Annotated in this window: 21 protein-coding genes and 1 riboswitch; of the genes, 10 read left to right on the top strand and 11 right to left on the bottom strand. The window is 64.4% G+C overall.

What is annotated here, in order from left to right; translation table 11 throughout:
• The 3 genes from groEL to MESCI2_RS0123205 all read right to left on the bottom strand — a co-directional run.
• Positions 1-695, bottom strand: a 695-nt coding sequence (groEL, locus tag MESCI2_RS0123215; protein WP_027038658.1) for a chaperonin GroEL, incomplete at its 3' end; no start/stop codon positions are given.
• Positions 696-757: 62 nt separating this feature from the next.
• On the bottom strand, positions 758-1,054 hold the full coding sequence (gene groES / locus MESCI2_RS0123210; RefSeq protein WP_006203049.1) for a co-chaperone GroES: 297 nt from the start codon (positions 1,052-1,054) through the stop codon (positions 758-760).
• A 217-nt stretch (positions 1,055-1,271) separates the two neighbouring features.
• Complete coding sequence (locus MESCI2_RS0123205; RefSeq protein ID WP_027038657.1) at positions 1,272-2,066, bottom strand: class I SAM-dependent methyltransferase; 795 nt, start codon at positions 2,064-2,066, stop codon at positions 1,272-1,274.
• Between the two features lie 70 nt (positions 2,067-2,136).
• Here MESCI2_RS0123205 and MESCI2_RS0123200 point away from each other — a divergent pair, with 70 nt between their 5' ends.
• On the top strand, positions 2,137-2,988 hold the full coding sequence (locus tag MESCI2_RS0123200) for a hypothetical protein (protein WP_027038656.1): 852 nt from the start codon (positions 2,137-2,139) through the stop codon (positions 2,986-2,988).
• 67 nt (positions 2,989-3,055) lie between these two features.
• On the opposite strand, the gene MESCI2_RS0123195 is transcribed toward MESCI2_RS0123200, so the two are convergent.
• Positions 3,056-3,682, bottom strand: a complete 627-nt coding sequence (locus MESCI2_RS0123195; RefSeq protein ID WP_027038655.1) for a TetR/AcrR family transcriptional regulator — start codon at positions 3,680-3,682, stop codon at positions 3,056-3,058.
• Positions 3,683-3,805: 123 nt separating this feature from the next.
• Between MESCI2_RS0123195 and MESCI2_RS0123190 the strand changes: the two genes are divergently transcribed.
• From MESCI2_RS0123190 to MESCI2_RS0123180, 3 genes are read left to right on the top strand one after another with little or no spacing between them, the layout of a single operon-like run.
• Positions 3,806-4,990, top strand: coding sequence for an MFS transporter (locus MESCI2_RS0123190; protein WP_027038654.1), 1,185 nt, complete (start codon positions 3,806-3,808; stop codon positions 4,988-4,990).
• Positions 4,991-5,003: 13 nt separating this feature from the next.
• The gene (locus MESCI2_RS0123185) at positions 5,004-6,281 is read left to right on the top strand and encodes a D-arabinono-1,4-lactone oxidase (protein ID WP_027038653.1); all 1,278 of its coding nucleotides are present in this window, start codon (positions 5,004-5,006) and stop codon (positions 6,279-6,281) included.
• Positions 6,281-7,420 carry a DSD1 family PLP-dependent enzyme gene (locus MESCI2_RS0123180; RefSeq protein ID WP_027038652.1) on the top strand — a complete coding sequence of 380 codons (1,140 nt, stop codon included), beginning with the start codon at positions 6,281-6,283 and terminating at the stop codon, positions 7,418-7,420. Before MESCI2_RS0123185 ends, MESCI2_RS0123180 begins: the two co-directional genes overlap by 1 nt.
• Before the next feature lie 4 nt (positions 7,421-7,424).
• Here the strand turns inward: MESCI2_RS0123180 and MESCI2_RS0123175 are convergent, their stop codons facing one another.
• Complete coding sequence (locus MESCI2_RS0123175) at positions 7,425-8,258, bottom strand: AraC family transcriptional regulator (RefSeq protein ID WP_027038651.1); 834 nt, start codon at positions 8,256-8,258, stop codon at positions 7,425-7,427.
• A 259-nt stretch (positions 8,259-8,517) separates the two neighbouring features.
• Positions 8,518-8,725: riboswitch (cobalamin riboswitch) on the top strand.
• Between the two features lie 91 nt (positions 8,726-8,816).
• Here MESCI2_RS0123175 and MESCI2_RS0123170 point away from each other — a divergent pair.
• The 4 genes from MESCI2_RS0123170 to MESCI2_RS0123155 are packed head-to-tail and all read left to right on the top strand — an operon-like array spanning position 8,817 to position 12,015.
• The gene (locus tag MESCI2_RS0123170) at positions 8,817-9,215 is read left to right on the top strand and encodes a DUF1636 family protein (RefSeq protein ID WP_032901232.1); all 399 of its coding nucleotides are present in this window, start codon (positions 8,817-8,819) and stop codon (positions 9,213-9,215) included.
• On the top strand, positions 9,212-10,000 hold the full coding sequence (locus MESCI2_RS0123165) for an ABC transporter ATP-binding protein (protein ID WP_027038649.1): 789 nt from the start codon (positions 9,212-9,214) through the stop codon (positions 9,998-10,000). Before MESCI2_RS0123170 ends, MESCI2_RS0123165 begins: the two co-directional genes overlap by 4 nt.
• 51 nt (positions 10,001-10,051) lie before the next feature.
• The gene (locus MESCI2_RS0123160) at positions 10,052-10,999 is read left to right on the top strand and encodes an ABC transporter substrate-binding protein (protein WP_027038648.1); all 948 of its coding nucleotides are present in this window, start codon (positions 10,052-10,054) and stop codon (positions 10,997-10,999) included.
• A 29-nt stretch (positions 11,000-11,028) separates the two neighbouring features.
• Positions 11,029-12,015: a FecCD family ABC transporter permease gene (locus MESCI2_RS0123155; RefSeq protein ID WP_032901231.1), complete on the top strand. Its 987-nt coding sequence runs from the start codon at positions 11,029-11,031 to the stop codon at positions 12,013-12,015.
• A gap of 20 nt (positions 12,016-12,035) precedes the next feature.
• On the opposite strand, the gene MESCI2_RS0123150 is transcribed toward MESCI2_RS0123155, so the two are convergent.
• The 6 genes from MESCI2_RS0123150 to MESCI2_RS0123125 are packed head-to-tail and all read right to left on the bottom strand — an operon-like array spanning position 12,036 to position 17,845.
• Positions 12,036-12,971 (bottom strand): phosphatidate cytidylyltransferase, encoded by a 936-nt coding sequence (locus tag MESCI2_RS0123150; protein WP_027038646.1) that lies wholly within the window; start codon positions 12,969-12,971, stop codon positions 12,036-12,038.
• Positions 12,971-13,633 carry a lysophospholipid acyltransferase family protein gene (locus tag MESCI2_RS0123145; protein WP_032901230.1) on the bottom strand — a complete coding sequence of 221 codons (663 nt, stop codon included), beginning with the start codon at positions 13,631-13,633 and terminating at the stop codon, positions 12,971-12,973. Before MESCI2_RS0123145 ends, MESCI2_RS0123150 begins: the two co-directional genes overlap by 1 nt.
• A complete protein-coding gene (locus MESCI2_RS0123140) occupies positions 13,630-14,073 on the bottom strand; it encodes a hypothetical protein (RefSeq protein WP_027038644.1) in 444 nt (147 codons plus the stop codon). Before MESCI2_RS0123140 ends, MESCI2_RS0123145 begins: the two co-directional genes overlap by 4 nt.
• Positions 14,070-15,395, bottom strand: coding sequence for a phosphatase PAP2/dual specificity phosphatase family protein (locus MESCI2_RS0123135; protein WP_027038643.1), 1,326 nt, complete (start codon positions 15,393-15,395; stop codon positions 14,070-14,072). Before MESCI2_RS0123135 ends, MESCI2_RS0123140 begins: the two co-directional genes overlap by 4 nt.
• A gap of 5 nt (positions 15,396-15,400) precedes the next feature.
• A complete protein-coding gene (locus tag MESCI2_RS0123130; RefSeq protein WP_430981680.1) occupies positions 15,401-17,185 on the bottom strand; it encodes a bifunctional alpha/beta hydrolase/class I SAM-dependent methyltransferase in 1,785 nt (594 codons plus the stop codon).
• Positions 17,186-17,236: 51 nt separating this feature from the next.
• On the bottom strand, positions 17,237-17,845 hold the full coding sequence (locus MESCI2_RS0123125; protein WP_027038641.1) for a CDP-alcohol phosphatidyltransferase family protein: 609 nt from the start codon (positions 17,843-17,845) through the stop codon (positions 17,237-17,239).
• A gap of 195 nt (positions 17,846-18,040) precedes the next feature.
• On the opposite strand from MESCI2_RS0123125, the gene MESCI2_RS0123120 reads away from it, so the two are divergent.
• Both MESCI2_RS0123120 and MESCI2_RS0123115 read left to right on the top strand, forming a co-directional pair.
• A complete protein-coding gene (locus MESCI2_RS0123120) occupies positions 18,041-18,520 on the top strand; it encodes a MarR family winged helix-turn-helix transcriptional regulator (RefSeq protein WP_027038640.1) in 480 nt (159 codons plus the stop codon).
• Entirely contained in the window at positions 18,517-19,698 is a 1,182-nt protein-coding gene (locus MESCI2_RS0123115) for an HlyD family secretion protein (RefSeq protein WP_027038639.1), read from the top strand. Before MESCI2_RS0123120 ends, MESCI2_RS0123115 begins: the two co-directional genes overlap by 4 nt.
• Positions 19,699-19,799: the final 101 nt, after the last annotated feature.

Raw genomic sequence — 19,799 nt, 5'->3', positions numbered from 1 at the left:
GCCTGGAGGTTGGACAGCTTCTTCTCGTGCAGGAGGATGTAGACGTCCTCGAGCTCGGCAACCATCTTGTCGGCGTTGGTGACGAAGTAGGGCGAGAGGTAGCCGCGGTCGAACTGCATGCCTTCGACGACTTCGAGTTCGGTCTCGGCGGTCTTGGCTTCCTCAACCGTGATGACGCCTTCGTTGCCGACCTTCTGCATCGCTTCCGCGATCATCTTGCCGACCGACTCGTCGCCATTGGCCGAGATCGTGCCGACCTGGGCGACTTCCTCGGAGGTCTTGATCTTCTTGGCAGCCTTGCCGAGCGCCGCGACGACTTCGGTCACGGCCAGGTCGATGCCGCGCTTCAGGTCCATCGGGTTCATGCCGGCGGCAACGGCCTTGTGGCCTTCCTGGACGATCGACTGTGCCAGAACGGTTGCGGTCGTGGTGCCGTCGCCGGCGATGTCGTTGGTCTTCGAAGCAACTTCGCGGACCATCTGCGCGCCCATGTTCTCGAACTTGTCTTCAAGCTCGATTTCCTTGGCGACGGTGACGCCGTCCTTGGTGATGCGCGGGGCGCCGAAGGACTTGTCGATGACGACGTTGCGGCCCTTGGGACCGAGCGTGACTTTCACCGCGTCGGCGAGGATGTTGACGCCGCGCAGCATGCGCTCACGGGCATCACGGGAGAATTTTACGTCTTTGGCAGCCATTTTTAGCTCCTGGCAAGGGCTTGGAGTAAGCCCGGAAATTCAGTTGACGGTGAGGCCGATAATCAGCCGATGATGCCCATGATGTCGGATTCCTTCATGATCAGAAGGTCTTCGCCATTGAGCTTGACTTCGGTGCCCGACCACTTGCCGAACAGGATGCGGTCACCAGCCTTGACGTCCAGCGGGACCAGCTTGCCAGCTTCGTCACGAGCGCCGGAGCCGACGGCGATGATCTCGCCTTCCTGCGGCTTTTCCTTTGCCGTGTCGGGGATGATGATCCCGCCAGCGGTCTTGGATTCGGATTCGACCCGGCGAACGACCACGCGGTCATGAAGCGGGCGGAACTTCGACTTTGCCATTTTTTCTTCCTCGATGAGAACGGTGAGATACAGTTCCTCCGTCCGGCGGCGCCGGACATGTGGTTAGCACTCACCAAAGGCGAGTGCTAACGTGGCGCTGAAATAGGCTGGCGGCCTTTGAGAGTCAAGGTGCGCGAAGACTGCGATGCGCGCGAAATTTTTCTCATGCTGCCGCACGATTTCAGAAAGCCTGGGTTAAAACGCCGTCCTGCTGTCTTCAGTGTCTTGGCGCCCGCAGCACCAACAGCGGGCATCGCTCGGCAAGCCCATAGCTCCCGGTCAAAGCGATCCGGACATCACCAAAGAACGTTTCCGCTTCGCTCACCAGTGTGGTCGCCGGCGCGAAGCTGTAGATAGCCGGCGAGTTCCGATAGACATCGATGGTGCCGATGGTGGGCAGGTCCCAGCCCGTGCGAGCCGAAAGCTCTTCGCGGTCAGGAAACAGCACATCGAATCTTTCCGCGATCGTCCTGACCGAAATGGCATGGTCGGGCGCATCGCCCGTCGCGGTCATGGCGACGCGCCATTTGAGTTCATGGAAGGTCGAGACGCCGCCCGACAGTGCAAACGCCCGCAACGCCGCCGGATCGTCCGGTGTTTCCGGACCGGCAAAGAGACGCAGTCCGGCGCGGCCGTCGGTGCGCAGTACGCCTGCGATTGCCGCAAACAGCGCCCGGCGCCCGGTTGAAAGGCCGAACGCCGACAGGCAGCCGTCGCCGATCACCGCATCGACGCTTGCGTTCGACACCGGCAAGTCGAGCCAGTCGCCGTTGATTGCCTTTCGCAACGCGGTGTCGCCTGGCCAGATACCCGCGATCATGTCGGAAGATTCGTCGACGGCCGTCATCGTCGCCCCAAGCCCGGCGAGTTCCGGCGTCACGCCAAGCAGAACGACGTGCGCCTTCGAAAGGCTGAGCTCACGCTCATAGGCCTCAACCGCTTCCGCCGGCGGCCGCAGCGGTGGTCCGAGCAACTGCCAGTGCCTTCGAATGGCATTCCAATGGTCGGTCATCCACAGCCCCAAGCCGGCATTGTATTTGCAGCTATAATCGAGGACGCTAATGAGACCAAGCGGGGGGCCCATGACACGCATCGCGGTTATTACGCATGAGTTCGACAGGTTCGAACGCTGGCGCGGCCCGCTGTTTCGCCGTGGCAGTTCCTATATGCTTTTCGAGCTGCTGAAGGAACTGAAGCGACGCGGTCATTCCGTCCGTATAATCCCCGGAACGTCGGCAAAGCCGGAAGCCGACATCGCGGTGCTGCACGTCGATGCGACCGTGACGCCGCCCGAATATGTCGAATACGCACGCGCTTTTCCCTTCTGCGTGAACATCGGGGCTGCCGACATCTCCAAGCGACGCGTCAGTGGCGCCTTGATCGGCAAGGATGACGACTGGCAAGGGCCGGTCATCGTCAAGAGTAATCTCAACAATCTCGGGATGCGGGAGCAGGCGCTCAACCGGCGATCGCTGCGTGCCGGAAAGCCGAAGCCGTTTCCCGGCGTCAAGCCTATCGAGGGTTATCGCGTCTATACATGCCTTTCGGATGTTGCGCCGGCGGTCTTCGACCGCGACGATCTCGTCGTCGAAAAATTCATTCCCGAGCCGGAGTCGGACGGCTTTGGAGCCCGCTTCTGGATATTCTGCGGCGACCGCGAGCGCTGCACCCGCCATGTCTCGCCGCAGAGCCTCGTCAAGGGCGACGACACGATCCGCCATGAGCCGGTTCCGGTTCCCGATGAGCTTCGCGCGCTGAGGCGCCAGCTTGGCTTTGACTACGGAAAGTTCGATTTCGTCATGCATGAGGGCAGGGCGGTGTTGCTTGATGCCAACAAGACGCCCGGTGGCGCCCGCAATCTTTCTGCGTTTCTCGCTGCCGGCAATGCCAATCTTGCCGACGGGTTCGAGGGCCTTATCGGCCAGGTTACATAGCGGGCGTTCTGATGCTCGCGCCGCCCGACGCCTCTCATTCGGGGCAGCTCGACGATGATCACCAGGGCTACAGAAACAGCCGCAGCTGCGTGTGGATGATCGAGCGGTAGTCCTCGATGGTCCGGCGGCTTTCCGCTTCGCCCTCGGCGAGCGCCAGGCGCACCACGCCGCCGGCGAGCTGGAAGATCAGCAGGACCATGCGCTCGAACTGCTCGCGCCTCTCGGGCTCGAGCTGGGCGATGACGTGGTCGCAGAACATTTTGGCCTGGTGCCGGGTTTCGGCGATGTCGAGGTTCTTGAGCGCCTTGTCGGCCTGGATGGCGTTCTGCAGATCCTGGATGGCCGGATCGCCGGCGACACGGCTGAGGTAGTCGTCAAGCAGCCGGTCGGCGGCCACGATCACGTCCTTTGCTTCGCGGACATCGGCGATGATCGCCGTCAGCCGCGCGCGGCTGACCTCTGAAAACCGCTCATAGAGCATCGCCAGGATCGCCGATTTGTTGGGAAAATAGTGGTAGACGGTGGCGATCGGCCCGCCCGCCAGCATGCCGACCTCCTTCATGGTGACGGCGTCGATGCCCTTTTCCCCGATCAGCCGCATGGTTGTCGACAGGATCGCATCGATGCGCTCGCGGCTGCGCTCCTGCTTGGGCCTGCGCCTCGGCTCGGTCGCCATTCTCTTCAATTCCGTCATGCACCGATCTTTCGCACGGTTTTCAAATTCCGGTTGACAAGAAATATGATCAAGTATCAGTTTCTGAAATACTGACAGGTTGTCAGCTTTTTTGCCGCACGGCAAGGACGTTGGGAGGCGCCTTTGGCTTCGACAGATACCGGCCATGCAGGCAGTGGCGACTGGCTGGTCGGCAATCCGACCGGCTGGCAGCTCGCCTCGGCCCTGTGGATCGGTTCGGTCGGCCTGCTCATCCTCGGCCTGCAGCCGGTGCTGCTTGGCGCCCTTTACACTGAGGGCCATGTCAGCGGCGACGAACTGGCGCTGGTCGCCACCGCCGAGATGATCGCCATTGCCATCGGCTCGGCCGTCGTGGCGATGCTGCTTTCGGCCCACAACATGCGCTGGAAAAGTGCCGTCCTTCTGCTGCTGCTGGCGCTGGCCAATATGTGGACGGCTTATCCTGTAAGCGCCAACATGCTGATTGCGGCCCGCGCCCTTGCCGGGCTCGCTGAGGGCGGTCTGGTCGCCATCGCCACCGAACTGATCGCCCGCTCGCGGCGTGCCGAGCGCATCGGCGGCTATTTCGTCACCATGCAGACGCTGGCGCAATGCGCGCTCGCCCTGTTGCTGGCGCTCTACGTCATCCCGGCCGCAGGATCGGCGGGCGGCTTCATCGTTCTTGCCGTCGTCTGTGTCGTGTCGCTGGCGGTCGCTTTCACCGTACCCGGTGACTATGCCGACCTGCCCAAGGAAGAGAATTTGGCCAATGTGCTGACGATTCCTTCGATGACCGCGCTGTTGTCGGTCTTCTGCTACTTCATGTTCTTCGGCGCGGTCTGGGCTTTCCTGGAGCCGCTGGGCGCGCAATACGGCATCGATGGCCGCACCGTCGGCCTGATCGTCTCGGCCAGCCTCGCGGTGCAGGTCCTGGGGGCGATGACGGCGACCGCGTTCGAGGCGCGCATCGACTATCGCCTTGCCATCGCGGCGATCGGCGTCGTCGCGCTTGTCAGCTCCCTGGTTCTTGCCAGTAGCCCCGGTCTGACGACGTTCTGGGTCGCTGCCCTGGCCATGGGTTTTATCCTGCTGTTCATCGTGCCCTACCAGATCCGTCTGGCGATCACCGCCGACGAGACGCGCACCGCCGTGCTGCTGGTGCCGGCAGCCCAGCTTTTCGGCCTGGCGATCGGGCCGATCGCGGCGTCGCTGCTCATCGATGGCAAGGATTTCCGGCCGGTGCCGGAATTCGCCGCCGCCAGCGCGGTGGCCAGCGTGGTGCTGCTCGGTCTTTTCGTCCTTGTGTCACGCCGTCGTGCGGTTGCCTGAGCGGGGAGGTGGCATGTCAAACGTTTGGAGCAACTGGTCAGGCTTTGTAAGCGCCGAGCCCAAGCTGATCGCCAGCCCCGGCGATGCCGGTGAACTCGGTGATCTCGTCCGGACCGCGCCTGGCCCGGTCCGCGTCGCCGGCGCCGGTCATTCCTTCACGCCGCTGGTGAAATCGCAGGGCACGATCCTGTCCCTGGAGAGACTGGAAGGGCTGGTCTCGCACGACGCGCAAAAACATCAGGCGCGGGTGCGGGCAGGGACCCGGCTCGGCCCGCTGATGCACATCCTGCAAGGCATTGGCCAGGGCTTGCCCAATATGGGCGATATCGACCGCCAGGCGATCGGCGGCGCGCTGGGCACAGCCACGCACGGCTCGGGATCGACGCTCGGCGCCTATCACACGCAGCTGGAGACGGTGCAGATCGTCGACGGGCTTGGCAAGGTCCGCGACTTCAAGCGGGCAGGGGATCAGGACATGATCCATGCCATCGGTGTCGCGCTCGGCGCTTTCGGCGTGCTCACCGAAGTGACGCTGAACAACATCGCGACCTACCGGCTGCGCCGCCGCAAATGGGTGCTGCCGATCACCGAGATGCTGCGCGATTTCGAGGCGATGATGGCCGCGCATCGCTCGGCCGAATTCTACTACATTCCGTTTTCCGGCTATGCGCAGTTCATCGCCAGTGATCTCAGCGACGCAGCACCGACCCCGCGACCGCCGGAAGCGGATGAGGCCGGGTTGCGGACACTGCGCCGGCTGCGCACCGGGCTTGCCTGGCTGCCATCGCTGCGCGGCCGCCTGATCCTGGGCGCCATCGCCAAATTGCCGGCCGAGGACTACGTGCAGGACTGGCTCAACGTCTATGCCAGCGACCGGCAGACCAAGTTCAACGAGATGGAATATCATCTGCCGTTCGAGGAGGGGCCGAAGGCGCTGGCCGAGATCATCGAGCTGACCGAGAAGCGTTTTCCCGAGGTCTATTTCCCGATGGAGGTGCGCTCGGTCGCGCCGGACCAGTTCTGGCTTTCGCCATTCTACAACAGGCTGACCTGCTCCATCGCCATCCACCATGATGCAGCGAACGATCCGTTGCCGTTCATGCGGGCGGCGGAGCCGATCTTCCGCAGATATGGCGGCCGGCCGCATTGGGGCAAGATGCACAGCCTGAAAGCGGCGGATCTGAAAAAGCTCTACCCGCGCTGGGACGATGCCATGGCGGTGCGCCGTGACATCGATCCGCAAAACCGCTTCGTGTCGCCCTACATGGCCGGCCTGTTCGGCATCGAATGATGAGCGCCTATTTTTCCACCCTCTCGGATGCGCTGAAGGAAGCCGGCATCTTCCAACCCTGCCTGCTGCTCGACCGCGACCGGCTGGACGGAAACATTGCCTTGGTGAAGGGCAGACTCGATCCCGGCCTGGCCGTGCGGCTGGTCGACAAATCGCTCGCCTGCCTGCCGCTGCTTGCGCATATCGGCAAGGCGCTTGGCAGTGAGCGCTTCATGACCTTTCACCCGCCGATCAGCGAGGCGGTGTTGAAGGCGTTCCCGGATGCCGATCTGCTCTACGGCAAACCGATGCCGATCGGTGTGGCAAGGGCTGTGCTGGTGAAGGGTGATGCCGACTGGTCACGTGTCTGCTGGCTGATCGACAGCGAGGAGAGACTGGCGGAATATGGCGCGCTCGCTGACGAACTCGGCATCGGCCTGCGCATCGCTTTCGAGATCGATGTCGGGCTGCATCGCGGCGGGTTCGCCAATCCTCAGGCCTTGTCGAAGGCGTTGAGCGCGTTGCCGACCCGGCTGCATTGCGAAGGCGTCATGGCCTACGAGGCGCATGCACCGCTCATTCCCGGCCTTTTCGGCGGACCGGCAAAGGCATTGGCAATGGCGTCGGCGCAGGCCTCGGCATTCGTCGCCTGTCTCGGCGCCGACCAGCGCCGCATCCTGAACATCGGTGGCAGCAAGACCGCGCTGCTCCATCATGGCGGCGCGGCCAATGAGGTCTCGATGGGCTCGGCCTTTGTGCTGCCCAGCGACTTCGATACGCCAGGTCTCGACGGCTTCCAGCCGGCGGCCTTCATCGCCACGCCGATCCTGAAAATGGTCGAGCCGATGCTGCCCGGCCCGCCGGCCGTCACTCGCCTGCTGCAGGCGCTCGGCCGGTTCCCGCGCAAGGGCTGCTATCTCTATGGCGGCAAGTGGATGGCAGAACCGGTGTTCCCCCAAGGCATGACGACGAACGGCCTGCTCGGCCTGTCCTCCAACCAGCAATTCATGGGCCTGCCGGCCGATGCGACCGCAAAGCCCGGCGACTACGCCTTCCTGCGGCCGACGCAGAGCGAGGCCGTGCTGCAGCAGTTCGGGTCGATCGCCGTGTTTTCCGGCGGCGGGATAGTCGATCGCTGGCCGGCGCTGCCGATGGCCTGATCACCTACGCCTTGACCGGTATCCAGATCTCCAGCCCACCATTGCCGCTGTGGGCATTGAACTCCGGGCCATAACGCTCGAATTCCGGCGCGTCCGCGATCTCGTGCCCAGAGGCCGGCAGCCATTTGTTCCAGATCGTGTTGACCGTCCGGCGGATGGTCGAGATGTGCTCGCGGTGGGCAAAGACCGCATACTTCTGCGCCGGCACCCGCACCCGGTAGAATTCCTTGGGCAGGTCGGAAAAATCAGACACTTCGACGCCGGCGATGTAGTCGAAATTGCCGGCATCGTCGCCGTTGACGCAGACGCCATAGGCGACGGCGCCGGCCTCGCCCGGAATGTTGCCGATATAGGGGCCGAAGCGCTGCCACTGCATCGGAATGGCGGCGCTGGTTTCGCAGCTGTAGCGTTCGCCGAGGCCGGCAATCAGGAACGGTCGGCTGGTCTCGAAACGCGGTGGTTCGAGATTGGTGAGGAAGGACTGGTCCATCAGGATCGGCTCCACGAGGTCGAGCTTGTCGAGTGTGCCTTGCGCGCGCACCAGTTCCGGCGTGGTGCCGAACTGGTCGCGGAAGGCGCGGGTGAACGCCTCATGCGAGTTGTAGCCGGCGTCGAGCGCGACGGCGAGGATGTCGGGCGCCCCGCCGGCCAGCTTGCGCGCCGCCTCGGTCAGCCGGCGTGAGCGCATGTAGCCCATCACCGAGCGGCCCGTGGCAGCGCCGAAAGCCCGCGTCACATGAAAACGCGACACGCCGCTGCTTTGCGCGACATCGTCGAGCGAGACTGCCTCCGGCAGATGGCTCTCGACGAACCACAGCGCTTTCTCGGTCGGGTTCATGGGGCTCCTTTTCGCATTGGCCAGATCATCCTGCCGTTTCCTGGCGCGGCCAGTTTGATCGAAATTGCGCATCCCGCGCAATCTACGCCGACGCCGGTCGCCATCCGGCCAACCGCCTCACGGGCTTTCGCTTGACAGCGGCCCGCGTCATCTCTTAGGAGTGTTATGTTATTACATAAAGCGAGCATGCAATGCCTGTTTCCCTTAGCTGGCCCACCACTCGGTCCGAGAAATCCATTGCGAAGCGATTGGCGCAAAACTACGCTGGGCCGGTGATGGTCCCCGAGTCGAAAGGCGAGGGGTGAAAAGGGAACACGGTGAGATCCCCAGGGGTCGAGGCCGTGGCTGCCCCCGCAACTGTAAGCGGCGAGCAAAATCCGCAAAATGCCACTGGCCGGCAAGGCTGGGAAGGCAGGATGGCGCAACGACCCGCGAGCCAGGAGACCTGCCATCACTGAGTTGACCGGACGGGGTGTGCCGGGAGGAAACGCGAATCCCGGTCTTGTCGGCCGGTTCGCCTCCTTCCTTCCGTCGCCAGTTTTGGAAAGTGACGGAAAGTTGGATGGCTCCATCGATCATCGCATCATCGTGTGCACGCTCTGCCGTGACCTCGTGACCGGGGTCAGGTCTGGCGAAAGCCTTTGCAGCGATTTGCGCTCCCGGCTTTCGGTCTACAACGAGCCGGCCGTGGCGCAAGGCTTCGCGGTCGAAGGCGTGGCTTGCATGGCAGGCTGCTCGCGGCCGCTGACGGTCGCATTCCAGGCGCCAGGCAAGGCTGCCTATCTCTTCGGCTCCATCGACGCACGAGCCGATGTCGGCGACCTCGTGCGGTTCGCCAGGCTCTACGCCTCGCTCGCCGATGGCTGGTGCAGTTCCGGTCAGCGTCCAGCAGGATTGGCCGGCAAGACGCTGGCCCGCAACCCCGGTTCGGGCAATCCGGCGGGCAGCAGCCGATGAGCGCAGCGCTTCTCGAAGCAAGTGACCTCTGCGCCATGGCGAATGGGCGGGATCTGGTTCAGGCGGTTAGCCTGTCGGTGGCATCCGGCGACCGCCTCGCCATCATTGGTCCCAATGGCGCCGGCAAGACGACGCTGCTGCGCATGCTGTCGGGCATGCTGCGGCCGAGTTCCGGCGAGGTGAAGCTCGGCGGGCGCCGGCTGGACAGGATTTCAGCCGCCGAGCGGGCACTGCATATGGCCGTCGTCGGCCAGACCGACCAGCCCGATCCGCGGCTGGCGGTGATCGACTATGTCGAGCTTGGCCGGGTCCCGCACGCCGGGCTGCGGCGCAGGAGCGAGGAACGCGATATCGTCGTCGACGCTCTGCGCCGGACCGGCCTGCTGCCGCTGCTCGGCCGCACCATCGGCTCGCTGTCGGGCGGCGAGCGCCAGCGCGCCCAGCTGGCGCGCGCCATCGCCCAGCAGCCAAAGATCCTGTTCCTCGACGAGCCGACCAACCATCTCGACCCGCGCGCCCGCGGCGAACTGCTCGACCTCGTCGCCGGCTTCGAGATGACGGTGATCGCGGTGCTGCACGACCTGGCGCTGGTGGCGCCGTTCGCGACCAGGGTTGCGGTGATGAACCATGCCCGTCTGCAGGCGCTCGCCGCACCGCGCGAAGCGCTGACCCAACAACTGATCCGCGAGATTTTCGGCATCGATGTGCTGCGCCTGCGCCATCCGACCGAAGACCGCGAACTGACGGTGTTCGAGGTTCCGAACCGTGCCGCGCCACCGTCCTGATGGAAGCCTTTCCGTAGTCGACCCAATCCCATCCACAAAGGAGCAAAACCCGTGAAACGCCTTGCCTTTTCGCTTGCCTTCTCGCTGCTGGCCTCGACAGCCCTGGCCTTCCCGGTCACCGTCGACAGTTGCGGCAAGCCGCTGACTTTCGATGCGCCGCCGAAGCGCGCCGTCATCCAGGATCTCAACATGGCCGAGATGGCTTTCGCGCTGAAACTGCAGCCGTCGATCGTCGGCCTGACCGGCATCACCGGATGGTACAAGGTGGGTCCCGAATTCAAGGCCGAGCAGGGTTCGATCCCGGAACTGGCGCCGAAATATCCAACGCTCGAAAACCTCGTCGCGGTCGAGCCGGATTTCTTCTTCGCCGGCTGGTATTACGGCATGAAGCCCGGCGGCGAGGTGACGCCGGACACGCTTGCCCTGCATGGCGTCAAGACGCTGGTGCTGACGGAAAGCTGCGTCCATCTCGACAAGAGCCGCCCCGCCGCTTCGATGGACCTGCTCTACGGCGACGTCGAAAAGCTGGGCAAGATTTTCGGCAAGGAAGCCGAGGCCGAGAAGCTTGTCTCCGGCTGGAAGACGCAGCTCGCCGACATCACCGCCAAGGTCGGCAACGCCAAGGGAACGCGGGTGTTCCTCTATGATTCCGGCGAGGACAAGCCGTTCACCGCAGGCAAGTTCGCTATTCCGAGCGCCATGATCACTGCCGCCGGCGGCGACAACATCATGGCCGACATGGACACCAGCTGGGGCAACACGGACTGGGAAACGGTGGCGTCGCGCAATCCGCAATTCCTCATCCTGCTCGATTACCAGGACGGCGGCGGCTACAAGAAGCTGCTCGGTTTCCTGAAGGCGCATCCGGCGATGAAGGAGACAGACGCGGTCAAGAACGGGCGCTTCGTTGCCCTGCGCTACGCCGAGCTGACGCCTGGACCCGCCAACATCGAAGCGATCGACAAGATCGCGAAAGCCATGCATCCGGAAGCGTTTTGAGCTTGCGTCATCCAGCATTTGCATTGTCCATGGTGCTGGGAGCGGCGGCGATCGCCGCTCTCGCTCTGCTGTCGATCGCCTATGGCTCCACGCTGATCCCGCTGACCGATGTCGTTGCAGCACTTGGCCGCGCAATCGGCTTAAGCGGGCACGACGTGTCTGGGCCGGTCGGCAAGATCGTCGTCGATCTGCGGCTGCCGCGCACGATCCTGGCCATCTGCGTCGGCGCAGGCCTCGGCGTCGTCGGTGCGCTGCTGCAGACGGTGACCCGCAACGATCTCGCCGATCCGTTCCTGTTCGGCCTGTCGTCGGGTGCCGCCGCAGGTGCGGTTTCCGTCATCACCGTTTTCGGCGACAGTTTTGGCATCTGGACGTTGCCGGTCGCGGCCTTCACCGGCGGCATACTGGCTGCCGGCGTCGTCTTGCTGCTGGTCGCGCGGGTGAGGGGGCAAGGCCCGGAGCGGCTGGTCCTCGCCGGTCTTGCCGTGTCCTTCATGTTCACCGCCTTGACCAACTATCTGGTCTTTGCAGGCGACCAGCGCGCCGCCCACTCGGTGCTGTTCTGGACCATGGGCGGCCTTGGCCTGGCGCGCTGGGACAATATCTGGTTGGGCGCGCTGGGGGCAGGCACCATTCTGGCCTACGCGCTGTGGAACCACCGCCGGCTCGATGCTTTCCTGGCCGGCGAAAACGCCGCCGAAAGCCTGGGCGTGCCAGTGGCGCGCATGCGCCGGACGACCTTTCTCGTCGCCGCCTTCTCGACGGCGATCCTTGTTTCGGTCGCCGGCGTCATCGGCTTCGTCGGGCTGATGATCCCGCATCTGTCGCGGCCGCTGGCGGGCCCCTTGCATCTGCGCCTGGTTGCCAGCTGTGCCGTCTTCGGCGCGGTGCTGTTGCTGGCCAGCGATCTTCTGGCCCGAACGCTGCTGCCGCCGCAGGAACTGCCGATCGGCATCATCACCAGTTCGGTCGGCGCGTTCTTCGTCGTCACCATGCTCATTCGCAACCGGCTGTGAACGTGGTCAGAACGGCTTGCTCAGACCGTCCAGAAATAGCGCACGAGGTGGAAGAACACCGGGGCGGCGAAGACCAGGCTGTCGGTGCGGTCCATCATGCCGCCATGGCCTTCGATCAGATGGCCCCAGTCCTTGACGCCCTGGTCGCGCTTGATGGCCGAGGCGACCAGCCCGCCGAGGAATCCCATCGAGCAGGCGACGAAGGCCACGGCCGCCGCCTGCAGCGGCGAAAAGGGGGTGACGAACGACAACAGCGCGCCCAGCAGGCTCGCCGACACCAGCCCGCCGATCAGCCCTTCCCAGGTTTTCGACGGTGAGACGTTCGGCGAAAAACGATGCTTTCCAAACAGCTTGCCGAAGATGTACTGCAGCACGTCGCTGCCTTGCACGACGATGATCAGGAAGGCGATCAGCAGCAGGGTGCGGCCTTCGAAGCCCGGCACCTCGAGTGTCAGCAGGGCAGGGACGTGGCTGACGCAATAGACAGAGATCATCACCGCCCATTGCTGCGCGGCGATGCGCTCGAGGAAGCGTTCGGTGTCGCCATGCAGCGCCGTGATGGCCGGCATCAACAGGAAGCAATAGACCGGAATGAAGATGACGAAGAGCCCGTACCAGGCGGTCCACACCAGCCAATATTGAAACGGTATGATGATGCCGAACATGCCGAGCAGCACCCAATGGTCGCTGCGGCGCGTATGCGTCAGCGTCACGAATTCGCGCAGCGCGGCAAAAGAAATCAGCGCGAACAGGATGGTCATCCCGTAACGGCCGAAGAAGAAGGCGACCGTCATCAGCGCCACCATCACCCACCATGCGTTGATGCGCTGGGTCAGATTGACCAGCGTCGAACTGAGCGGCTTCGGCGCCCGCGCCGAAAGGATGGTGGCGACGATGCTGGCGGTGGTCAAAACCGCCAGCAGGCCGATGATCAGGATGGAGATTTCGTGGCGCATCAATCGTCTCGCTCGGGACGCGGGTTGAGCGCCAGAAGCGTGGCGTGGGCGCGTTCGAGGAAGGCGCGGCGTTCTTCACCAGGCGCCACGGCCACCGGCGGGCCGAAGACGACACGGCACAGCAGCGGCACCGGCAGGAACTGGCCCTTGGGCAGCACGCGCGACATGTTCTCGATCCAGCACGGTATCAGCTCGACCTCAGGCCGCGCCGTCGACAGATTGTAGAGCCCGGAGCGGAATGCCAGCAGCGGCTCTTCGGTCATGTTGCGTGTGCCTTCGGGAAACAGGATCAGCGAGTGCCCCTGGTCGAGAACCGACAGCATGATCTCGATCGGATTTTCCTCGGGTCTCGTCCACTGCCGGTTGATGAGCACCGACGACAGCATGTCTTGCGCGATGAAGCGGCGCAGCCGCGACTTCCCCCAATATTCGCCTGCGGCAACAGCATGGGTGATCGCGCGCTCGCTTTCGCTGAGACAGGCCGACAAAAGTATGAAGTCGCCATGGCTGGTGTGATTGGCGAAATAGATGCGCTGCCGGTCGGAGGGCAGGCTGCCGTTCCAGATCGGACGCACGCCCGTCACCATCCGGGCCAGCGCCGACAGGCCGACGGAGGTTGCCGTCTGCAGCAAGGTGAAGGTCTTGAGCGAAAGCCTGTTCATCGCGGCGCCCAGAATCCTGCCGCGAAAAGCATCGCCAGGAACAGGCCGAAGGCGACGCGCTGCCTGAACAACAAGCGGCTTGCGCCGGCCATGCGGTCGTCGAGCGACCGTGTCGTGGACGGCGAGGGTTTCAGGCGCATGCGCGCCAGTATGTCATCCACCGCGGCGCCGCCGGAAGCTTCCTCGTCATGGCTGGCCATCAGCCGGAACAGCAGCGCGTCGAATGCCAGCAATGCCGACAGCGCCAGCACGACGACTGCGATCGCGGCTGAGGCCGACAATGGGATGGCCGCGCGCAGGCTCCCGAAGGCACCGCGCGGCGAAGCAGCCAGGGGCGCAAGGATATTCGCGGCCACCACAATCGCAGCCGGCCACGCCGCCTGCCACATCAGCCTGCAGGCGAACCGATTGGCGCGTTCCTGATACGCATTGCCGGTCATGAAACGGCACGCTCCGTGGCTTCGGCAAGATGAACCGGGCGGCCGGCTGCCATCAGCATTTCGCGTGCAAGCGCAGGTGTCGTGGCCTTGCCGGTCGCCACCAGCCATTCGGCGACGACGCCGGCGCTGCGCTGGAAGCCGAGCGCGCAGCACACCAGCACGGTGCCGTCGCGGCGTGCACCCTCCAGCGCGCTGGCTGCCTGCTGCCGTATCGTCGCCGGCGGCGACACGAGGTCGATCATCGGAAAGCTGATCCAGCGGCAATCGGCTGCCGCCGGCTTTTCGAGTTCGGCGGCGAGGTCGATGACCGTACCGAAGCTGTTGGCCTCGCGTGCCGTGGGAAAGCGTCCGAGAAAGACGCCATCGGCAATCGCCACCTGGGGAGCAAGTTTGCGCGTCCAGGCCCATATGTTTGCCCTGGCGCCGAGACGGTAAGGCAAGAGCAGGACACGGCTTGCGAGCGTGATGCTGCCATCGGCGGATTTCTGGAACACTTTTTCGCCTGCTCCTGCATAGGCGAAGGCGATGATGGCCAGCGCCAGCGCCGGCCAAAGCAGGAAGAGCGCGACGGCGCAGAACAAGGCGCCGAGCGCGGCGCCGGCCAGCGCGAGGACCGCGCCCAGCGCGTAGAACCGCGCCAGCCGCCGCGCTTTCGCATCGCTGGTCAGCCGGAAGCCTGAAAACGGCAATTCGCCGCTGCGCGGAAACAGCCAAAGCGCAAAGAACCCGAGCAGCGCGCCGGTCGGGATGTCGATGAAATGATGCTGCCAGGTCGTCAGCACCGAGGCGCCGATCAGGAAACACCAGCCATGCCAAAGCGGCAGGAGCAACCCGCCGAGCCGGTGGCGCCAATGATCCCAGATGATCACCAAAAGGGCGATGTGCAGCGAGGGCGCCTGGTTGAACGGCTTGTCGAAACCGCCGAGCACGGCAAACAGGAAGCCGGGCAGGCCGGTGGTCGCCGGCCGCACGAAGGTCGCGGTCAGCGGGAACAGGATGAAGCAGATAACGGCGACGATCTGCGCGGTGAGATAGCGTCCGGCCAGACGGTCGACCCCTTGCCTGTCGTTGTTGAGCAGCAGCGACAGGCCGTAGAACAGGTTGATCGACCAGTAGGGCACGATGGTCCAGGCGACGAACGGGATGCCGTGCTCCCACGAGAACACGATGCTGCCGACATCGTCGCGCTGCGACGCCAGCCAGTTGGCGAAGCCGTAGCTGAGATAGAAGAACGGCGCCAGGAAGGCCAGCCACAGGGCTGCCCTGACGACCACCCGGCTATAGGGTTCGGCACGCGCCACGGATGCAGGCGATGAGACCATGCTGTTCAGCGGCGCCGCGCGACCGAGACGGTGAAGATGCCCCATTGGTCGATGCGCTGGTCGAGCTTTTCGAAACCGGCGGCTTCGACGAGCTGGTCCATCTCGCCTTGCGTTCGCCGGCGCATCACCCAGGCCTCGCCGCCGCGATGCGAAGTCAGGCTGCGGGCGATCATCTCGAGCTGCGGATGCCAGGGCTGGTTGGTGTAGAGCAAAAGGCTGCCCGGCTGCATGGCGCTGGCCAATCCACCGAGCGAGCGGGCGATCATCGCATTGTCGGAGAACAGTTCGTAGAGGCCGGAAACGATGGCGAGGTCGGGCGCCGGATCGACGTTGGCGAGCATGTCGGCATCGAAGGCATCGGCGCGCTGGAATGAGACATCAGCCGGCAATTGCCGCTCGGCGATCAGCTTGCGGCCAAGCTCGACGTTGAGGTCGGAATAATCCTGCAGGCGAACGCTCGCCGGCTGGTCGGGGCTCTTCACGATGGCATCGAGAACATAGCGGCCGTGGCCGGCGGCGATGTCGAGAATGTGCGCTGGCCGGCCAGTGGCCTTGAGCGTCGCCAGGCAAGAGCCGATGAGCTCCTCGAGATGCAGCTTGCGCTGGCGGATGCCGCGCCAGCCAATGGCCTCCAGGAAAATGCGGTCGACGACGCGGCCAAGAGGCGTAAGCCCGCGCGCATTGTTCTCGTAGACGTAGTCCAGCGTCGAGCCGGAATCGAAGCCGGTGGTCACGCCGGCCTTCATACCTTGCGAGACCCAGGCGCCCATGCGGATGGAGGCGCGGCTGAATGCCCAATAGAGACCCTTGGGCGACATGAGAGCGAGCGGCGAGGCAAGCCTGTCGGCCTCGTCGCGGGTGTAGCCGGCAATGTCCGCCTGCTTCAGGTCGGCCGGCGCATCCGGCGTTGCGAATTGCCTGGCGAGGAACGGCCGGATCAGGTCGAGGGCCTGCGCGCGGTCGCGCTCGCCCAGCGTGTCATGGAAGAAGCCCGGCAGCACATGGCGTTCCTTGGTGCGGCTGCCGAGATTGACGAAGAACTCGTGCTGCGGACCGTGGCGCACCACCCAGTCGCTGCCCGAAAGCAGAAGCTGGGTCGGCACGGTGATGGCGCGGGCGTCACTGACGATGCGGGCGGCGTGCTGGTAGAGTTCGACCAGTATGTTGGAGGCGATCGGCCGCGTGATCAGCGGATCGCTCTCGAAAGAGGCGATGCGCACAGGATCGTGGGTCAGGAATTTCGCCTTGACGTAGGAATTGACGAAGAAGCGGCCCTTGATCTTCTGCCAGAACGCGATGCCTTCCTTAGCGAAGGGCACGTATAGTTTTACCGAGAAGGCCGGTGAGGCCAGCACCATGGCGCGCAGCTTGGGCGCATAGTCGTGCACCCAGGCGGCAGCGAGCACGGCGCCGAAGGACTGCGCGATCAGCGCGATATCGCGCGTGGCGAAGCCATCCCTTTCGGCGATCTCGCGCATGAAGCAGTCGATGTCGCGCACCAGGGCCGCGAAGGACGGGGCATAGCCGCGCTCGCCGGACGAACGGCCATTGCCACGCGCATCCCAGGCATAGAAGGCGTGGTCGGGCATCTGCAGTTCATCGACGAGATGGGCCATGCGGCCGCCATGCTCGTGGCCGCGATGGAAGAGCACCACCGCGCCCTTGGCATCGGCGGAAGCCGCCGGCCAGAAGCGGTAGAAGATCTCCGTCCCGTCATGGCTGCGGAAGACCCGCTCCTGCGCTTGCCGCTCAGGGCTTTGCGTAGCCGCGGCGGCGATCGGTTCGTGCATCATGGTCTTTCCCTCTGGCGGCCCCACTGGCGGCATGGCGAGCCTCGATGCTCAGCTGGCGCTGCCAATAAGGCCGGCGCGTATCCGGTTTATGGCGGTCAGCAGCGAAAGCGTTGCCATGGCCGGAAACACAAACGGCGTTATGGATGCCGGCCACAGCCCGGCGGCACACAGCGCGGCGACAACGCCGAGCGCCAGCGCCCTGTCGCTCTTGCCGAACGGCCCGGCATAATTACGCCCGATCCTGGCGGCGATGCCGAGCACGCCGGCAAACTCGGTCAGCACGGCCGATACCGCGAAGGCGACGACGCCCCATGCGCCAAATTCGGGAAAGACGGCAAAAGGGAGAATCAGCGCGAGGTCCGAAACGACGTCACACAACTCGTTCAGATACATGCCGAGCGTCGAGGCCTGCCCGTGTTCCCGCGCCAGCATGCCATCCACGGCATTCAGCGCCATGCGCACGAACATCACCGCGGGGATAAGCAACAGCAGCCAGTGCCATTCGTGCCAGATCGCGATCGCCGTCCCGGCCGCGACCGACATCACGGCGGCCAGGATGGTGATGCTGTTTGCGGTGACCCCGATTGCCGCCAGCCGATTGACCAGCGGCCGCAATCGACCCTGGAAGGCCGGCTTGAGAGCGTAAAGCGTCGGCATTGCGTTGATCCCCCGATCCTGTTCAGCGGCTGTACATCAATATGCCAGACGCGGCCAGCGGAGAGGCGGCGCGGCCATCATGCGTTCGCAAATCGATAACCATGATTGGGCCGGCAAAGCTGTCATGCACATTTGCCGGCTGCTCGTGCAACGCGGCATCTTGAATAGTAAGCACGCTTATTATATATCCCGCTCATGGTTTCCGATGGCATCGACAGATTGGGCTTCTTGATCCACGACGTGCAGCGCCTGATGCGCAAGCGCTTCGAGGCGAGGGCCAGTGGCTTGGGGCTTTCTTCGGCGCAATGGCGGCTTCTGGTCCGCGTTGCCAAGGAAGACGGTGTTGCGCAGGCGCGGCTGGCCGAACTTCTCGAAATCGAGCCGATCAGCGTTTCGCGCCTGGTCGACCGCATGGAGGAGGGCGGCTGGATCGAGCGTCGTTCCGACGCCGCCGATCGTCGCGTCCGCATGATCTTCCTGACGCCCAAGGCAAGCGATGCCTACGCCGTGATCAAGAGCATTGCCGGAGAAGTCTATGAGGAATCGCTGGTCGGCGTGAAGCCGGAAGCCCGTCGCGTCCTCATCGAGGGGCTTGAGGCGATGGTCCGCAACCTGACCGACGACGAGACGCCGTCCATTGAAAAAGTGAAGAATACAGAGGGCGCAGCAGCATGAACGCGGTAGCCAAGATAGACGAGAAAGTGACCGAACTGGACATGGAAGCGCCGGCGCAGCCGGCCGCAGCCCCGGCGGCGGTTGCTCCCCCGGTGCAGCCGGCCCCAGTGCCCGTGAAGAAAAAGCGCCGGCTGGGCCGCTTCCTGCTGATGGTCGCGCTGCCTGCGGCATTGGCTGTCGGCGGCGGCTATGTCTGGGTCACCGGCGGCCGCTATCAGGAGACCGAGAACGCCAATCTGCAGCAGGCCAAGGTGTCGATCGCTTCCGACACGGCCGGCCGCATCGTCAAGGTCGATATCTTCGATAACCAGCTGGTCAAGCAGGGTGACGAGCTGTTTGCCATCGACCCAGAGCCATACCGGATCGCGTTGGCGCAGGCCGACGCGGCGGTGGCGGGCGCGCGTCTCAATGTCGAGCAGTTGCGCGCGGCCTATGGCCAGTCGATGGCGCAGCAGAAATCCGACGCCAGCCAGGTCGCCTTCGCCCAGTCGCAGTTCGACCGCGCCGCCGACCTCGCCCAGAAGGGCATCAACGCCAAATCGTCGCTCGACGAAGCCAAGAACGATCTCGACAAGGCCAAGCAGCAGCTGGCGGTTGCCGAGCAAGGCATCATCAGCGCCAAGGCAGCCCTTGGCGGCAATCCCGATATCGAGACCGACAAGCACCCGACCGTGATGGCCGCGCTCGCCGCGCGCGACAAGGCGGCCTACGACCTGGCCCAGACCACGGTCAAGGCGCCGGCGGACGGCATTGTCAGCCAGGCCTCGTCGTTCAAGGTCGGCCAGTATGTCGGTTCCGGCACGCCGCTCTTTTCGCTGGTCGAGACCGGCGACACCTGGATCGATGCCAATTTCAAGGAAACGCAGCTCACCCATATGAAGCCCGGCCAGAAGGCCGAGATCGTGGTCGACACCTATCCAGGGCGCACCTTCGAGGCGACGGTCAAGGCGATCGGCGCCGGCACGGGAGCCGAGTTCTCGCTGCTGCCGGCCCAGAATGCCACCGGCAACTGGGTCAAGGTAACGCAGCGCATCCCGGTTCGTCTCGAACTCATCGATGCGGACGCCAAGATGGCGTTGCGCACCGGCATGAGCGCCACCGTTACCGTCGACACCGGCGTGACGCGTGGCCTGCCTTCGATCTTCGGTCACGCCACGGCTGGCGAGGCCGCGCAGTAACGTGAACAGATTGCCGCAGGACCAGCGGCGGAGGTGAATAGCAGGATTGGTCTGATGGGAGGAGCTGGAGGATCAGCGTTTGGACGCGCCGCGTAGCGGCC

The sequence above is a fragment of the Mesorhizobium ciceri WSM4083 genome (assembly GCF_000519305.1).
Taxonomy (GTDB): domain Bacteria; phylum Pseudomonadota; class Alphaproteobacteria; order Rhizobiales; family Rhizobiaceae; genus Mesorhizobium; species Mesorhizobium ciceri_B.
Note: the sequence above shows the minus strand (reverse complement) of the source record. Positions and strands in the feature narration are given on the sequence as shown.

Coding starts and splice junctions, on each gene's coding strand:
- groES (WP_006203049.1), bottom strand. CDS start 1,054: ATGGCAAAGTCGAAGTTCCGCCCGCTTCATGACCGCGTGGTCGTTCGC.
- MESCI2_RS0123205 (WP_027038657.1), bottom strand. CDS start 2,066: ATGACCGACCATTGGAATGCCATTCGAAGGCACTGGCAGTTGCTCGGA.
- MESCI2_RS0123200 (WP_027038656.1), top strand. CDS start 2,137: ATGACACGCATCGCGGTTATTACGCATGAGTTCGACAGGTTCGAACGC.
- MESCI2_RS0123195 (WP_027038655.1), bottom strand. CDS start 3,682: ATGACGGAATTGAAGAGAATGGCGACCGAGCCGAGGCGCAGGCCCAAG.
- MESCI2_RS0123185 (WP_027038653.1), top strand. CDS start 5,004: ATGTCAAACGTTTGGAGCAACTGGTCAGGCTTTGTAAGCGCCGAGCCC.
- MESCI2_RS0123180 (WP_027038652.1), top strand. CDS start 6,281: ATGAGCGCCTATTTTTCCACCCTCTCGGATGCGCTGAAGGAAGCCGGC.
- MESCI2_RS0123175 (WP_027038651.1), bottom strand. CDS start 8,258: ATGAACCCGACCGAGAAAGCGCTGTGGTTCGTCGAGAGCCATCTGCCG.
- MESCI2_RS0123165 (WP_027038649.1), top strand. CDS start 9,212: ATGAGCGCAGCGCTTCTCGAAGCAAGTGACCTCTGCGCCATGGCGAAT.
- MESCI2_RS0123155 (WP_032901231.1), top strand. CDS start 11,029: ATGGTGCTGGGAGCGGCGGCGATCGCCGCTCTCGCTCTGCTGTCGATC.
- MESCI2_RS0123150 (WP_027038646.1), bottom strand. CDS start 12,971: ATGCGCCACGAAATCTCCATCCTGATCATCGGCCTGCTGGCGGTTTTG.
- MESCI2_RS0123145 (WP_032901230.1), bottom strand. CDS start 13,633: ATGAACAGGCTTTCGCTCAAGACCTTCACCTTGCTGCAGACGGCAACC.
- MESCI2_RS0123140 (WP_027038644.1), bottom strand. CDS start 14,073: ATGACCGGCAATGCGTATCAGGAACGCGCCAATCGGTTCGCCTGCAGG.
- MESCI2_RS0123135 (WP_027038643.1), bottom strand. CDS start 15,395: ATGGTCTCATCGCCTGCATCCGTGGCGCGTGCCGAACCCTATAGCCGG.
- MESCI2_RS0123130 (WP_430981680.1), bottom strand. CDS start 17,185: ATGCACGAACCGATCGCCGCCGCGGCTACGCAAAGCCCTGAGCGGCAA.
- MESCI2_RS0123125 (WP_027038641.1), bottom strand. CDS start 17,845: ATGCCGACGCTTTACGCTCTCAAGCCGGCCTTCCAGGGTCGATTGCGG.
- MESCI2_RS0123120 (WP_027038640.1), top strand. CDS start 18,041: ATGGTTTCCGATGGCATCGACAGATTGGGCTTCTTGATCCACGACGTG.
- MESCI2_RS0123115 (WP_027038639.1), top strand. CDS start 18,517: ATGAACGCGGTAGCCAAGATAGACGAGAAAGTGACCGAACTGGACATG.